This is a genomic window from Amycolatopsis albidoflavus (assembly GCF_039525725.1).
In the GTDB taxonomy this organism is placed as follows: Bacteria; Actinomycetota; Actinomycetes; order Mycobacteriales; family Pseudonocardiaceae; genus Amycolatopsis; species Amycolatopsis albidoflava.
In genome coordinates this window covers 166,762-181,201 of record NZ_BAAAHV010000023.1, presented here as the reverse complement: position 1 = coordinate 181,201, position 14,440 = coordinate 166,762, and the positions used below count along the sequence as shown (strand labels likewise).

Sequence of the window (14,440 nt, the reverse complement as noted above, 5' to 3'; positions counted from 1 at the left end):
GCGCGCGCACTCGTGACGACTGCGTCACACCTCAGATGAGCTGTCGTACTCAGCCCAGTACAACGCCGTGTCTCCATAGCGCTTGTCGCGAAGCGGCTTAAACGTCGACGGCCAGTCCGGAGCACCGTCGCGCGCAGCCCGTTCAATCACCGTCAACGCGCCGTCCGCGAGCCAGCCACCACTGTGCAGCGAAGCGAGCACAGTGCCCAGCGAAGCAGCGTCAACCGCGTACGGCGGGTCTGCGAGCACCACATCGAACTGCACCGAAGAAGGAGCAGCGACAACAGTCTCGACCTGGCCCGCGCGCACAGTGCCGCCTAGCCGCAGTTCGGCGACGTTGCCGCGAAGCACCTCGACCGCCCGACGGTCGGCCTCAACGAACCACGCCTCCGCAGCACCCCGCGAGAGCGCTTCGAGACCGAGCGCGCCTGAGCCGGCGTAGAGGTCGAGCACGCGGGCACCGTCCAGCTCACCGGCCACTTCGAGGGCGTTGAACAGCGCTTCCCGCACCCGCTCCGACGTCGGGCGGGTGCCCTTGGGCGGCACCTTCAGCCGCCGCCCGCCCGCCTTCCCCGCCACGATCCTCGTCACCCGGCCATCTTCGCCCAAGGTCGCGATGTGGCGTTGGGCAGGACTTGCCGAACCCGCGCGCGCGGGCGCGTAGAGTCGTTCTTCGCCCTCCAGAGGCGAAGTCATGGTGTTCAAGGGAGCGTTGCGTGTCGGAACCCCGGGTGAGACGGGCTGAGATCGCCGTCGAGCAGGCACACGTCGACCGGGTCTACACGCGGCTCGCCGAGCTGCGGACCCAGGCCGAGGCGATGCGGGCCAAGGGCTACGAGCTCGGCCAAGGCGCCCAGCGCGAAGCGATCTTCGAGCAGGCGTCGATGCTGTTCGAACGCGACATGATGGTCTACCACGCGAACCAGACCCTGCAGACGCTCGACGCCGAGTACGAGGGCCTGGTCTTCGGCAGGCTCGACCACCTCGACCGCGAGCACATCTACGTGGGCCGCCTCGGCATCCGCGACACCGAGTTCGACAACCTGGTCACCGACTGGCGCGCGCCCGCCGCCGCCGCGTTCTACCAGGCCACCGCCGAAGAGCCGATGGACGTCGTGCGCCGCCGCGTCATCCGCTGCTCCGGCCAGACGGTGCTGGACGTGGACGACGACGTGCTGATCGCCGACGCCGTGCCCGAGGACATGCAGATCGTCGGCGAAGGCGCGCTGATGGCCGCGCTCGGCCGCTCGCGCGGCGAGAAGATGCGCGACATCGTCGCCACGATCCAAAAGGAACAGGACGAGGTCATCCGCGCGCCGTGGCGCGGGGTCACCGAGATCACCGGAGGCCCGGGCACCGGCAAGACGGCGGTCGCACTGCACCGCGCGGCGTACCTGCTGTACCGGCACCGCCGTCAGCTCGGCGGCGCGGGCGTACTGGTCATCGGTCCGTCGGGCGTCTTCACCACGTACATCTCGCGCGTGTTGCCGTCGATGGGCGAAACGAACGTAGAGCTGCGCGCGCTCGGCGAAGTGCTCGACGGTCTCGAAGCGACTCGACAGGACACAGCCGCGCTGGCCGCGATCAAGGGTTCGCTGCGGATCCGAAAGGTGCTTCTGCGCGCGTTGCGCGACACCCCGCCCGAAGCGCCGACAGAGCTGAAGATCGTGTACCGCGGCGAAGTCCTGAAGCTCACCGCGCGCGAGTTGGAGAAGGTACGGCGTAAGGCGCACACGCAGGGCGCGCCGCCGAACCGGTCGCGCGTACGCGTGGCAGAGCTGCTTCTGGGCGCGCTCGCGGACAAGGCTGAGGAGTACGCGAAGGCGGACGGCAAGGAGATCGACCGCGCGGAGCTGATCAACGATCTCGGCGAGCGCATCGACTTCCACCGTTTCCTCGTGGTGTGGTGGCCGACGCTGTACCCGGCGCAGGTGCTCAAGTGGCTCGGTGCCGAGAAGCGGCTCGCCGCGGCGTCGAAGGGCATTCTGAACCGGAACGAGATCAGCCTGCTGGCGGCCGATTTCGCGGACCGTTCGCGCGGCTGGTCGGTGGCCGACGTCGCGCTGCTGGACGAGCTGCGCGTGCTGGTCGGACCGGAGCCGAAGCGCCGCCGTCGCCAGACCGTGGTCGAGGTGGCCCCGGAGCGCGGCAGTTCCGGGGGCGCGCCGCACCGCCCGGAGCACTACGACGAGTACTCGCACGTGGTCGTCGACGAATCGCAGGACCTTTCGCCGATGCAGTGGCGGATGGTCGGCCGGCGCGGCAAGTACGCGAGCTGGACGGTCGTGGGCGACCCGGTGCAGAGTTCGTGGCCGGATCCGGACGAGGCGGCGCAGGCGCGCGACCAGGCGTTCGGCGTGAAGACCACGCGACGGCGCTTCACGCTGCGCACGAACTACCGGAACTCGGCGGAGATCTTCGACCTGGCGGCGAAGGTCGTGGCCGGCCACGCGCAGGCCGACGAGCTGCCCAAGGCCGTGCGCACCACCGGGATCGAGCCGGAGGTCCGGCCGGTCGACCAGGCGGCTTTGGCCACCGCGACGCAGTCCGCGGCGAAGGAACTGCTCGGCGCGGTCGAGGGCACGGTCGGTGTGATCACCGCCATGGACCGGGTCGAAGAGGTCGAAGGCTGGCTCGCCGGGCAGACCGACGAGCGGCTCAAGGTCGTCGGCAGTCTCGATTCGAAGGGCCTCGAATACGACGCGGTCGTGCTGGTCGAGCCCATGGACCTGGTCACCGAGTCCTCGACCGGGCGGCGGGTGCTGTACGTCGCGCTCACCCGGGCGACGCAGCAGCTGATCGTGCTCGCCTCGAACCCGGACTGGCTGCCGCACGCGTGAGGCGGGAAGGGAATCGCGGCCACGCGCGTTACGGCTGTACGTGACCTCCCTGCCTGACGTGCCGCTGTCCGTGCTCGACCTCTCCCCCGTTTCCGAAGGGAAGGGGGTCGGCGAGGCGCTGCGCAACACGCTCGATCTCGCCCGCAACGCCGAGCGGCTGGGCTATCACCGGTACTGGCTCGCCGAGCACCACAACATGCCCGGCATCGCCAGCTCGGCCACGGCGGTGCTGATCGGGCACGTCGCGGACGCCACCGAGAGCATCCGCGTCGGCTCCGGCGGGATCATGCTGCCGAACCACGCGCCGCTCGTGGTGGCCGAACAGTTCGGCACGCTGGAGGCGTTCCACCCGGGCCGGATCGATCTGGGCATCGGCCGCGCGCCGGGCACCGACCAGCGCACCGCGCTCGCGCTGCGCGGGCCGGGCGGGCTGTCCGCGGAGAACTTCCCCGAGCACCTGATGGAGCTCATCTCCTACTTCGAGCCGGACGCGGCGCGCGGCGTCAACGCGATCACCGCCGAGGGCAACAAGCCGCCGGTGTGGCTGCTCGGCTCGTCCGGCTTCAGCGCGCAGCTGGCCGGACGGCTGGGGCTGCCGTTCTCCTTCGCCCATCACTTCGCGGCCGAGAACACGATTCCGGCGGTGCGGCTGTACCGCGAGAACTTCCGTCCGTCCGAGGTGCTTTCCGAGCCGTACGTGATGCTGGGCGTGCAGGTGATCGCCGCCGAGACCGACGAGCGCGCGGAGTACCTGGCCGGGCCGAGCGGGCTGACCTTCCTGAGCCTCCGCCGCGGCCGCCCGATCGCGCTGCCGACGCCGGAGGACGCCGCCGAGTACCCGTACACCGAGATGGACCGCGCGTTCCTCGCCGAGCGGTTCGGGTCGAGCATCGTCGGCGGGCCGGAGAGTGTCCGGAAGGGACTGGACCAGCTGCTGGCCGACACCGACGCCAACGAGCTGATGATCACCACGATGGTGCACGGTCACGAGGACCGCGTGCGTTCGTACGAGATCGTCGCGGACCTCAAGCGCTGATGGAGGTCTTCGACTGGCAGGGCAAGCACAGTCAGCGGGTGCGGTGGTCCCGGCAAGGCGCGGGACCACCGCTCGTGTTCTGCCACGGGACGCCGTGGTCCTCGAAGCTGTGGGAGCCGATCGCCTCGACGTTCGCGCAGGACTTCACCGTGTACCTCTGGGACATGCCGGGTTACGGCAGCTCCACGATGGCTGAAGGCCAGGACGTCTCACTTGCCGCGCAGGGCGAGACGTTCGCCGCGCTGTTAGACCATTGGGGTCTCGAAGAGCCGGACGTCGTGGCGCACGATTACGGCGGCGCGGTCAGTCTGCGCGCGTTTTTGTTGCACGGCGCGGCTTATCGGTCGCTGGCGCTGGTGGACGTCGTCGCGCTGGCGCCGTGGGGGTCGGAGTTCTTCCGCCTGGTGGCCGAGAACGCGGACGTGTTCGCGCAGCTGCCGCCAAACCTGCACGAGGCGCTCGTGCGGGAGTACATCGCCGGCGCCGCCCACCGTCCGTTGTCCGCCGAAGCGCACGACATGCTTGTCACGCCGTGGCTCGGCAAGGCCGGTCAGGCCGCGTTTTACCGGCAGATCGCGCAGGCCGACCAGCGGTACACCGACGAGATCGAGCCGCGCTACCGCGACATCAGCGTGCCCACACTCGTCGTATGGGGTGCCGAGGACACCTGGATCCCGGTCGACCGCGCGCACCGGCTCGCCGGGATGATCCCGGGCGCCGGACTGGAATTGGTCCGTTCGGCCGGACACCTGATCCAGCTCGACGCACCCGAGGCGCTGACGGCTTCGCTGCACCGCTGGCTCGCCCGCTGAAATATCCGGAAACCGCCGCACCGGTATTTATTTTCCGGCACTGACAACCGCATTCCCGGCAGTTGTCACAACCGCACAAGAATTCGGCGGTTACGACGCCGTGACCCCGCAGGACGGGGCAAGTTCTTGTCTGCGGGCAAGGCCCTCGTTAGCGTACTGACCAGTAACGAAACCGCACGGTAACCCCGCCGACGCTTTCCTTCCGACCCGGTCCTCCAAACGGATCAGCACCGGAACAGGCGTTCGGCGGGCATTCCGCCGTGCCCGGAAATTGCTGGGAGGTCGGGCGATGGCGTTTCCCGGCGCCGCGGCACTGCACCAGACCGGCCGGCTTTACGCACTGGGGCTCGACGTCGTCCGGCTGACGTTCCGCCGTCCGTTCCAGTTCCGTGAACTCGTGCAGCAGTTCTGGTTCATCGCGAGCGTGTCGATCCTGCCGACCGCGCTGGTGTCGATCCCGTTCGGCGCGGTGATCGCGCTGCACATCGGGTCGCTGACCACGCAGATCGGCGCGCAGTCGTTCACCGGCGCGGCGAGCGTGCTGGCGATCATCCAGCAGGCCAGCCCGATCGTCACCGCGCTGCTCATCGCGGGCGCGGGCGGCAGCGCGATGTGCGCCGACCTCGGCTCCCGCACCATCCGCGAGGAAATCGACGCGATGGAGGTGCTCGGAGTTTCGCCGATCCAGCGCCTGATCGTGCCGCGCGTGCTGGCCGCGATGGGCGTGGCGGTGTTCCTCAACGGCATGGTCAGCGTGGTCGGCGTGCTCGGCGGCTACTTCTTCAACGTGATCATGCAGGGCGGCACGCCGGGCGCGTACCTGGCGAGTTTCTCCGCGCTGGCACAGCTTCCCGACCTGTGGATCAGCGAGATCAAGGCGTTGCTGTTCGGGTTCGTCGCGGCGGTCGTCGCTTCCTATCGCGGGCTGAATCCGCGCGGCGGGCCGAAGGGCGTGGGCGACGCGGTGAACCAGTCCGTCGTCATCACGTTCCTGCTGCTGTTCGTGCTGAACCTGATCCTCACCACGGTGTACCTCCAGCTCGTGCCGCCGAAGGGAAGCTGATGGCCACCCCGACTCCGACGCGCGTGCTCGAAGCCATCGACCGCAGGCTGGGCTTCCTCGACACTCTCGGCGACCAGATCCTGTTCTTCCTGCGGGCGCTCGGCTGGGTGCCGCGCGCGGTGCGCCGGTACCTGCGCGAGATCGTCCGGCTGCTGGCCGAGGTGAGCTTCGGCAGCGGCGCGCTGGCGGTGATCGGCGGGACCATCGGCGTGATGGTCGGGATGACCGTCGCGACCGGGACTGTCGTTGGGCTGCAAGGGTATTCGGCGCTGAACCAAGTGGGCACGTCGGCGTTCGCCGGGTTCATTTCGGCGTACTTCAACACGCGCGAGATCGCGCCGCTGGTGGCCGGGCTGGCGTTGTCGGCGACGGTCGGCTGCGGGTTCACCGCACAACTGGGCGCGATGCGGATCTCGGAGGAGATCGACGCACTCGAGGTGATGGGCATCCCGAGCGTGCCGTATCTCGTGACCACGCGGGTGATCGCCGGATTCATCGCGGTGATTCCGCTGTACGCCGTGGGGCTGTTGTCGTCGTATCTCGCGTCGCGGCAGGTCACAGTGTGGGGCTTCGGCCAATCGGCGGGGACGTACGACCATTACTTCCTGCTGTTCCTGCCGCCCGGCGACGTGCTGTGGTCGTTCGGGAAAGTGCTGATCTTCAGCGTCGTCGTGGTGCTCGCGCATTGCTATTACGGCTTCCGCGCGAGCGGCGGTCCGGCGGGTGTCGGCGTCGCGGTCGGGCGGGCGGTGCGGACGGCGATCGTCGCGATCAGCGTCCTGGACTTCTTCCTGAGCCTCGCCATCTGGGGCGCCACGACGACCGTCCAGGTGGCCGGATGAACCGGCGCTGGCACAAGACTCGAGTCCGCACCGCCGGGGTGCTGTTCCTGGCGGCGCTGTCGGCGTTCGTGCTGCTCACGGTGAAGATCTACAACAAGGACTTCACCACCACGGTCCCGGTGACGCTGCAGGCCGACCGTGTCGGCAACCAGCTGCGCGCGGGCGGGCAGGTGAAGGCGCGCGGGGTCGTGGTCGGCGAGATCCGGAGCGTGCACGCGATCCGCGGCGGCGCGGAGATCTCGCTGGCGCTGGACCCGGAGCAGGTGAAATGGCTGCCGGTCAACGTGTCCGCGTTGCTGGTGCCCAAGACCCTCTTCGGCGAACGGTACGTCCAACTGTCCATTCCGGACACTGGCCGGAGGCGGCCGCTGCAGGCCGGAGATGTGATCTCGCAGGACCGGTCGGCGAACGCGATCGAACTGGAGCGGGTCTTCGACAACCTGCTGCCGGTGCTGAAGGCCGTGCAGCCGCAGAAACTCGCGACCACGCTGACCGCGGTGTCGACGGCGTTGCAAGGCCGCGGCGCACAACTGGGCCAGACGTTGGCGACCGCGTCGGACTATCTGCGGCGGTTCAACCCGAACCTGCCGCAGCTGGACCGAAACGTGCGCGACCTCGCCACCGTCACCCAGATGTACGGCGACATCGCACCCGATCTGCTCGACGCGCTCACCGATTCGTCGGTCACCCTCGGCACGGTCGACGCGAAGCGCGCGGACCTCGGTTCGCTGTATCAGCAGGTCACGACGTCGTCGCAGGACCTCACGACGTTCCTGCGGCAGAACCGGAACAACATCATCGCGTTGTCCGCGGACAGCCGCCGTCCGCTCGAAATCGGCGCTAAGTACTCCCCCAGCTTCCCTTGCACTCTACAGGCGCTCACCGACATGAAACCGTCGATGGACCGGATCCTCGGCGCTGGGTCGAAGGAACCCGGCCTGCACGTCGAGGTCACCGTGTCGCAGTCGCGCGGGAAATACGTGCCGGGCAAGGACGCGCCCGCCTATACCGAAAAGACCGGCCCGCGCTGCTACCCGAGCGGCGTCGTGCCGCGCGCCGGAACTCCGGCGACCACGCCGTCGACCGGCGACCTCGGCATCGCGAATTCCCCGCAGGAGCAACAGTTCCTGTCCTCGCTGATCGCGCCGTCGCTGGGCATGTCGACCGCTGACGTGCCGATGTGGAGCAGCGTGCTCGTCGGCCCGCTCTACCGCGGAACGGAGGTGACGGCGAAGTGAGAAACCTTGCCGCTCCCCTGGTCAAAAGCCTGATCTTCATCCTGGTCACGGTCCTCGCGACAGTCATTCTCGCGTTGTCGATCACCGGCGGTTCGGTCGGCGGAAGCCAGCGTTACGGAGCGACTTTCCTCGATGCCACCGCGTTGAATGTCGGCGACGACGTGCGGATCTCCGGGGTGAAGGTCGGGCAGATCGAAGACCTCGGCGTGACCGACCACAACCGCGCGCACGTCAGCTTCTCGCTCGAGAACGGCCGCACGGTGCCCGCCAACGTGACCGCGGTGATCAAGTACCGCAACATGGTCGGCCAGCGCTACCTCGCGCTGGAACGCCCCCGCGCCGCCGCCGGGGTGTTGCCGTCGGACGGCGAAATCCCCCTCGACCGCACGACCCCCGCACTCGACCTGACCGACCTGTTCAACGGTTTCAAACCGCTCTTCCAGGCTTTGTCGCCCAAGGACGTCAACAACCTGTCCGGAGAGATTGTCCAAGTGCTGCAAGGAGAAGGCGGCACAGTGACCGAACTGCTGCAGCACACCGGGTCGCTCACCAGCACCCTCGCCAGCCGGGACCGTGTGATCGGCGAGGTGATCGGCAACCTGAACTCGGTGCTGAAAACCGTGAACGGCAAGGGAGATTCGCTCGCGACGCTGGTGTCGACCCTGCGCCAGCTCGTGTCCGGCCTCGCCGAGGACCGCACGGCGATCGGCGACGCGGTGTCCGGCCTGGCCGAGCTGACGCAGTCCACCAGCGGGCTGCTCACCGAAATCCGGCCCGGTCTGAAGGACAGCATCTCCGGTCTCGACGTGCTGACCCAGAACCTGAACAAGGGGGAAGCCGACGTGGACAAGGCCCTGACCACGCTGCCGAAGAAGCTGGACCGCATCGGCACGCTCGGCTCGTACGGCTCGTGGATGAACTTCTACTTGTGCAAGGCCGTCCTGGAAACTTCGCCGCCGCGCGGAGTGGCGGCGACCGCGGCGAGGTGTGGCGCGTGAAGTCGTTCCGGGAGCGCAATCCGCTCGTGCTGGGGGTCGTCGGCAGCGTCGTGCTGGCCGCGATCCTCACCGGCACGCTGAACTACAACAACCTGCCGTTCCTCGGCGGCACCACCTACCAGGCCGAATTCGGCGAGGCCGCCGGGCTGCAGGCGGACGACGAGGTGCGGATCGCCGGGATCAAGGTCGGCGAAGTGTCCCGGGTGGACCTGGACGACGACCACGTGCTGGTCAGCTTCCGGGTCAAGAACGCCTGGATCGGCGACCGGACGTCGGCGCAGATCAAGATCAAAACGTTGCTGGGCCGGAAGTTCCTCGCCCTCGACCCGTCCGGCCGCGCGGAACAGAACCCGGACCAGCCGATCCCGCGCGACCGCACGGTGACCCCGTACGACGTGACCGACGCGTTCAACGGCCTCGCCGACACCGCGGGCGCGATCGACACGAAACAGCTCGCGACCAGCTTCTCCACGATCAGCGACACCTTCCGCAACTCGCCGCAACACGTCCGCACCGCGCTCGACGGGCTCAGCGCGCTGTCGAAAACGGTGTCGTCGCGCGACAACGAGATCGCCGAACTGCTGGCCAACGCGCGCAAACTGACCACCACGCTCGCCAACTCGAACGACGACTTCGAGAAACTCGTCAAGGACGGCGACCTGCTGCTCACCGAACTGGACCACCGCCGTGAGGCGATCCACCAGCTGCTCGTCGGAACCCAGCAGCTCGCGAAACAACTGTCCGGCCTGGTTTCGGACAACACCGCGCAACTCGCGCCGGCGTTGCAGCAGCTCGACCAGGTGACCGACCTGCTGCAACGGCAGGACGCGAATCTCACGCAGAGCCTCAAGCTCGCCGGGCCGTACTTCCGCGTGCTGAACAACACCGCGGGCAACGGCCGCTGGCTCGACAGCTACCTGTGCGGCCTCATCCCGGAGAACCGCGATCCGTGCACCCCGCCGAGAGGATGCGCGAAATGACCACGCGCGCATACCGTTTCGTCGTCTTCCTGCTGGTCATGGCCTTGGTGGTCTGCGGCGTGCTGTGGTGGGTGTTCTCCGGATCCGGCCGATACCGCGTCACGGCTTACTTTTCGCGGGCCGTCGGTGTCTACAGCGGGTCCGACGTCCGGGTGCTCGGGGTGAAGGTCGGCGAGGTCACCGCGGTTCTCCCGCAAGGCCAGCAGGTCCGTGTCGACTTGTCGGTAGACCCGCACATCCCGGTCGCCGCCGACACGACGGCGCTGGTCATCGCGCCGAGCGTGGTCGCCGACCGCTATGTCCAGCTGGGCAAACTCGCCCGGGGCGGCCCGCGCTTGGCCGACGGCGCGGTGATCGGCACCGACCGCACGGGCACGCCGGTGGAGCTGGACCAGCTGTACTCGAGCCTGGACACGCTGAGCAAAGCGCTCGGCCCGAACGGCGCGAACTCCAACGGCGCGCTGTCGGATCTTCTGCGGACAGGCGCGGCGAACCTGGACGGCAACGGCAAGGCGTTCAACACCTCCGTCCGCGACTTCGCCCGCCTCGCCCGCACGCTGGCGGGCAACTCCTCGGACCTGTTCGGAACGGTCGACGAGCTGCAGAAGTTCACCACCATGCTCGCCACGAACGACCATCAAGTCGCGGACGTCAACCAGCAGCTGGCCAAGGTGTCCGACACTCTCGCCGCGAACCGCTTCGAGCTCTCCGACGCGCTGCGCTCGCTCGCCAGCGCACTCGCCTCTGTCCAGGGTTTCATCCGGGACAACAGGGCTGCGATCAAGTCCAATGTAGACAAGCTGGCCAAGACGACGCAGATCCTGGTCGACCAGCGCGCCTCGCTGGCCGAAGCGCTGGACGTCGCCCCGCTGGCCGCCCAGAACGTGCTGAACGCGGTCGATCCGGCCACCGGACGTCTGCAGGGCCGCTCGAACCTGCTCGAGTACCTGCCGCTGCCGGCAACGGACGTGGCCGTGACGGGAGGCGGCCGATGAAGGCACGACGGCTTTTCCTCGCACTGGCGGTGAGCACGCTCGCCGGCTGCGCCGCACCCGGCGGCTTCCGAGGCGTCTACGACCTCCCGCTGCCCGGCGGCGCGGACCTCGGCGCGCATCCGTACGAGATCACCGTGCAGTTCGCCGATGTCCTGGACCTGGTCCCGCAGGCCGCGGTGAAGGTGGACGACGTCCCCGTCGGCCGCGTCCAGTCGATCCGGCTGGGTTCCGACGGCTGGACCGCCGAAACCGTCCTGGCCGTCAACGGCGACGTCCATCTCCCCGCGAACGCCGTCGCCCGCCTGCGGCAATCGTCGCTGCTGGGCGAAAAGTTCGTCGAACTGGCCGCGCCGGTCGCGTCCCCGTCCGGGCAGTTGGGCGACAAAGCCGTCATTCCGGTGTCGCGAACCAACCGCAACCCTGAGTTCGAGGAGATCTTCGGCGCACTGTCCCTGCTGCTCAACGGCGGCGGAATCGGTCAGCTGCAGACGATCAACCGCGAACTGACGAAGGCGATGGACGGCAATGAAGAGGAGATCCGCAGCTTCCTCGGCGGGGTCAACCAGCTGATGACCAACCTCGACGCCCACCGCCGCGACATCACCGCCGCCCTGGACGGCCTCAACCGCCTGTCCGCAACGCTCGCCGACCGCAACTCGCAGATCGCCGACGCCCTCACCGACCTGACGCCAGGCTTGAAAACCCTCACCGACCAGCGACCGCAGCTGGTGACGATGCTGCAATCGCTAGACCAACTGTCCACAGTGGCCACCGACGTCACGAACAGAAGCCGCGACGACCTGGCTGCCGACCTGCGCGCGCTCGCCCCCATCCTGCGCCGCCTGGCCGATGCCGGGCAAAACCTGCCCAAGGCGTTGGAAATCCTCCCGTCGTTCCCGTTCACCGACCCCGTGCTGGACGCGATCAAGGGCGACTACGTAAACGTCTACGCCTCGATGGTCCCCGGCCCCGGCGTTCCGCTGCCTCCGCCTGGCCAAGGCGTCCCGCCAGGCCTCCCGACTCTGCCGCTCACCTCTGGGGGCCACTGATGCTCACCAGACGGATCCGGATCCAGGTCATCGCCTTCGTGATCGTCGCCTTGGCCGCGACTTCCTTCGTCGGCGCGAAATACGCCGGAATCGCGCGCCTTCTCGGTGCCGGCACCTACACCGTCCGCCTGGAACTTTCCGAAGGCGGCGGCATTTTCACCAACGGCGAGGTCACCTACCGAGGCGTGGCGGTCGGCCGGATCGGCCCCCTGCGCCTGACCGACCGCGGCATGGAAGCGGACCTGCTGCTGGACGCCTCAGCCCCGCCGATCCCCGTGAACTCCCGCGCGATCGTCGCGAACCGTTCGGCGGTGGGCGAGCAATACGTCGACCTGCAACCGTCGACGGACCAGGGACCTTTCCTGGAGGACGGCAGCGTAATCCCCCGCAGCGCGACCGCTCTGCCGCTCCCCGTGCAGACCTTCCTGTCCGATGTGGACTCCCTGACCGCGTCGGTCCCGACAGAAGACCTGCGCACGGTGGTCAACGAACTGGACAACGCGTTGCAAGGCAGCGGCCCAGACCTGCAACTGCTGATGGACACCGCGAGATCCTTCACGAACTCCGCCTCCACCCACCTGCCGCAGACAGTAAACCTCATCAACGACGGCTCGACGGTGCTGAAAACCCAAGCCGCCTCCTCGACAGCGTGGCGAGACTTCAGCCGAAACGCCCGCCTGTTCGCCTCGCAACTGGCCTCCTCGGACGGCGACCTGCGAAAGTTGATCGCGACTGCCCCGCCCGCCGCTTCCCAGGTGACGGGTTTGCTGCGGGACACCAGCCCAGGCCTGCCGATCCTGATGGCCAACCTGCTCACGACGGCCGACGTCTTCAGCGCCCGAACCGACGGCCTGGAGCAGTTGCTGGTGACACTGCCGAAAACCGTGGCCGCGACGTCGTCGGCCATCACCCCCGACGGCGGAAAGTTGTCGCTGGCCTTGACGTTCTTCGACCCACCGCCGTGCCGGAAGGGGTACGAGAGCACGAAGTACCGCAGCAGCAAGGAACTGCCGGTGCTCCCGTTCAACACCTCCGCCGCCTGCACCCTGCCCGCCGGGGATCCGTCTTCCGTGCGCGGTTCGCAGAACGCTCCGCATCCCGGAGTGCCGGAACCGGCCAAGCCCGGGGGCCTTGCCGGAGGTCTTGCCGGGGGTCTTCCGACGTCGACTGATCTGGAGGAGATGCTGTGGCTGCGCCGGGGAAACTGAGCTTGTCGCCGGAAGTCGCTTCTTCCGATGAGGCCGCCCTGCCCTCTGCCGAGGTTGATGTTTCGGCCCCCACCGACGACTCCGCAACCTCGGCCCGACCCGTCGACGCAGACAACTCGGCCGTCTTCACCGCATCCTCGCCCGCCAAATCCCGCCTGACGTGGGCCGCCGGAATCGCCCTGACCGCGGCCGCCGCTTTCGCCGCCTGGTCAGCCTGGTCGTGGCACGCCGCCGCGACCGCCCCCACCTCAACCGCAGGCGCGACGAGAGACGAGGCCGTCGCCGCCGGCCGCGCCTTGATCACCACCGTCACCACCTTCGACCCGCAACACCCGGATCTAGCCCGCTGGCAAGCCGCGACGACCGGCGCACTCCAGACAACCCTGCCCAGCAACGTCCCACCCGAGGGATCCGCGACCACCGGCCACGTCCTAGACGCCGGACTCGCCGACCTGGACGCCGAAGCCGGTACCGCGAAACTCCTGGCGTCAGTGGAAATCACGGTGACCAAGGACGGCACCGCCCAGCCCATCCGCCGGACTCGCCTGGCCGCGACCCTGACCCGGACAGCGTCGGGCTGGAAACTCAGCGCGCTGGAGCAGTTGGGGGTAGCCGGATCATGAGACGCACTCTGCACTGGTCGAAGTCACGCACTCGGCCCGCTGATTCCTCAACGGGTGCGGCTGAATCCGAACGTCCTTCTGTCGCTGCTGCTTCTGCCGCCTCCGCCTCCGCCTCTACCTCTGCCGCTCGACTGCGGGCAGCCAATACCGGCGAGACACCTACCGCAACCAGTGCCGCCCAGCCGAGCGCAGCGGAACTCACCACAACTTCGGCCGCCGAGACACCCGCAGCAACCGGCACCGCCCAGCCGAGCGCCGCGGAACTCACCCCTACCTCCGCCGATGAGCCTGCCCCAGCCGGCGCGTCCCAACAAAGCGCCGCGGATCTCACCGGAACCTCCGCCGCCGAGACACCTGCTCCAACCGGTGCCGCCCAGCCGAGCACCACAGACCTCACCCCAACCTCCGCCGATGAGCCCGCCCCAGCCACCGCCCAGCCGAGCGCCGCAGCTCCCACCCCAACCTCTGCCGAGGAACCTGCCCCAGCCGGTGCGTCCCAACAGAGCGCCGCGGATCTCACCCGAACCTCCGCCGCCAAGACACCCGCCGCAACCGGCACCGCCCAGCCGAGCGCCGCAGACCTCACCCCAATCTCCGCCGCCAGCCAGCAAACCACCGCGGAAGCCAACGCTGCCCACCCAGCCAGCACAGCCGCTCACCCGTCCACCACCTCGGACCCCACCCAGCACCCCACCGACTCAACTCCCCGGCAGTGCGCAACAACCTCCGATCCAGCTCAACCACCCACCGCCGAAC

At 68.5% G+C, this 14,440-nt stretch carries 13 protein-coding genes; 12 read left to right on the top strand and 1 reads right to left on the bottom strand.

The window, feature by feature from the left end:
* Nucleotides 1-24: 24 nt before the first annotated feature.
* Complete coding sequence (rsmD, locus tag ABD156_RS38055; RefSeq protein WP_344285822.1) at nucleotides 25-591, bottom strand: 16S rRNA (guanine(966)-N(2))-methyltransferase RsmD; 567 nt, start codon at nucleotides 589-591, stop codon at nucleotides 25-27.
* Between the two features lie 125 nt (nucleotides 592-716).
* Between rsmD and ABD156_RS38050 the strand changes: the two genes are divergently transcribed.
* The 12 genes from ABD156_RS38050 to ABD156_RS37995 all read left to right on the top strand — a co-directional run bounded on the left by ABD156_RS38050 (nucleotide 717) and on the right by ABD156_RS37995 (nucleotide 13,684).
* The gene (locus ABD156_RS38050; RefSeq protein ID WP_344285819.1) at nucleotides 717-2,840 is read left to right on the top strand and encodes a HelD family protein; all 2,124 of its coding nucleotides are present in this window, start codon (nucleotides 717-719) and stop codon (nucleotides 2,838-2,840) included.
* Nucleotides 2,841-2,880: 40 nt separating this feature from the next.
* A complete protein-coding gene (locus ABD156_RS38045; protein WP_344285816.1) occupies nucleotides 2,881-3,876 on the top strand; it encodes an LLM class flavin-dependent oxidoreductase in 996 nt (331 codons plus the stop codon).
* A complete protein-coding gene (locus ABD156_RS38040) occupies nucleotides 3,876-4,688 on the top strand; it encodes an alpha/beta fold hydrolase (RefSeq protein ID WP_344285813.1) in 813 nt (270 codons plus the stop codon). Before ABD156_RS38045 ends, ABD156_RS38040 begins: the two co-directional genes overlap by 1 nt.
* Nucleotides 4,689-4,977: 289 nt before the next feature.
* Nucleotides 4,978-5,751 (top strand): MlaE family ABC transporter permease, encoded by a 774-nt coding sequence (locus ABD156_RS38035; RefSeq protein ID WP_009074192.1) that lies wholly within the window; start codon nucleotides 4,978-4,980, stop codon nucleotides 5,749-5,751.
* Nucleotides 5,751-6,593, top strand: a complete 843-nt coding sequence (locus ABD156_RS38030; RefSeq protein ID WP_037712855.1) for an MlaE family ABC transporter permease — start codon at nucleotides 5,751-5,753, stop codon at nucleotides 6,591-6,593. The genes ABD156_RS38035 and ABD156_RS38030 overlap by 1 nt, the downstream gene beginning before the upstream one ends.
* The gene (locus tag ABD156_RS38025) at nucleotides 6,590-7,831 is read left to right on the top strand and encodes an MCE family protein (RefSeq protein ID WP_344285804.1); all 1,242 of its coding nucleotides are present in this window, start codon (nucleotides 6,590-6,592) and stop codon (nucleotides 7,829-7,831) included. Before ABD156_RS38030 ends, ABD156_RS38025 begins: the two co-directional genes overlap by 4 nt.
* Nucleotides 7,828-8,829, top strand: a complete 1,002-nt coding sequence (locus tag ABD156_RS38020) for an MCE family protein (RefSeq protein ID WP_344285801.1) — start codon at nucleotides 7,828-7,830, stop codon at nucleotides 8,827-8,829. Before ABD156_RS38025 ends, ABD156_RS38020 begins: the two co-directional genes overlap by 4 nt.
* Nucleotides 8,826-9,809 (top strand): MCE family protein, encoded by a 984-nt coding sequence (locus tag ABD156_RS38015; protein ID WP_344285798.1) that lies wholly within the window; start codon nucleotides 8,826-8,828, stop codon nucleotides 9,807-9,809. The genes ABD156_RS38020 and ABD156_RS38015 overlap by 4 nt, the downstream gene beginning before the upstream one ends.
* Nucleotides 9,797-10,804, top strand: a complete 1,008-nt coding sequence (locus ABD156_RS38010) for an MCE family protein (protein ID WP_377926057.1) — start codon at nucleotides 9,797-9,799, stop codon at nucleotides 10,802-10,804. The genes ABD156_RS38015 and ABD156_RS38010 overlap by 13 nt, the downstream gene beginning before the upstream one ends.
* Nucleotides 10,801-11,853 carry an MCE family protein gene (locus ABD156_RS38005; RefSeq protein ID WP_344285792.1) on the top strand — a complete coding sequence of 351 codons (1,053 nt, stop codon included), beginning with the start codon at nucleotides 10,801-10,803 and terminating at the stop codon, nucleotides 11,851-11,853. The genes ABD156_RS38010 and ABD156_RS38005 overlap by 4 nt, the downstream gene beginning before the upstream one ends.
* Nucleotides 11,853-13,061, top strand: a complete 1,209-nt coding sequence (locus ABD156_RS38000) for an MlaD family protein (protein ID WP_344285789.1) — start codon at nucleotides 11,853-11,855, stop codon at nucleotides 13,059-13,061. The genes ABD156_RS38005 and ABD156_RS38000 overlap by 1 nt, the downstream gene beginning before the upstream one ends.
* Nucleotides 13,040-13,684, top strand: a complete 645-nt coding sequence (locus ABD156_RS37995) for a hypothetical protein (protein WP_344285786.1) — start codon at nucleotides 13,040-13,042, stop codon at nucleotides 13,682-13,684. The genes ABD156_RS38000 and ABD156_RS37995 overlap by 22 nt, the downstream gene beginning before the upstream one ends.
* Nucleotides 13,685-14,440 lie beyond the last annotated feature (756 nt).

Coding starts and splice junctions, on each gene's coding strand:
- ABD156_RS38040 (WP_344285813.1), top strand. CDS start 3,876: ATGGAGGTCTTCGACTGGCAGGGCAAGCACAGTCAGCGGGTGCGGTGG.
- ABD156_RS38035 (WP_009074192.1), top strand. CDS start 4,978: ATGGCGTTTCCCGGCGCCGCGGCACTGCACCAGACCGGCCGGCTTTAC.
- ABD156_RS38030 (WP_037712855.1), top strand. CDS start 5,751: ATGGCCACCCCGACTCCGACGCGCGTGCTCGAAGCCATCGACCGCAGG.
- ABD156_RS38025 (WP_344285804.1), top strand. CDS start 6,590: ATGAACCGGCGCTGGCACAAGACTCGAGTCCGCACCGCCGGGGTGCTG.
- ABD156_RS38010 (WP_377926057.1), top strand. CDS start 9,797: ATGCGCGAAATGACCACGCGCGCATACCGTTTCGTCGTCTTCCTGCTG.
- ABD156_RS38005 (WP_344285792.1), top strand. CDS start 10,801: ATGAAGGCACGACGGCTTTTCCTCGCACTGGCGGTGAGCACGCTCGCC.
- ABD156_RS38000 (WP_344285789.1), top strand. CDS start 11,853: ATGCTCACCAGACGGATCCGGATCCAGGTCATCGCCTTCGTGATCGTC.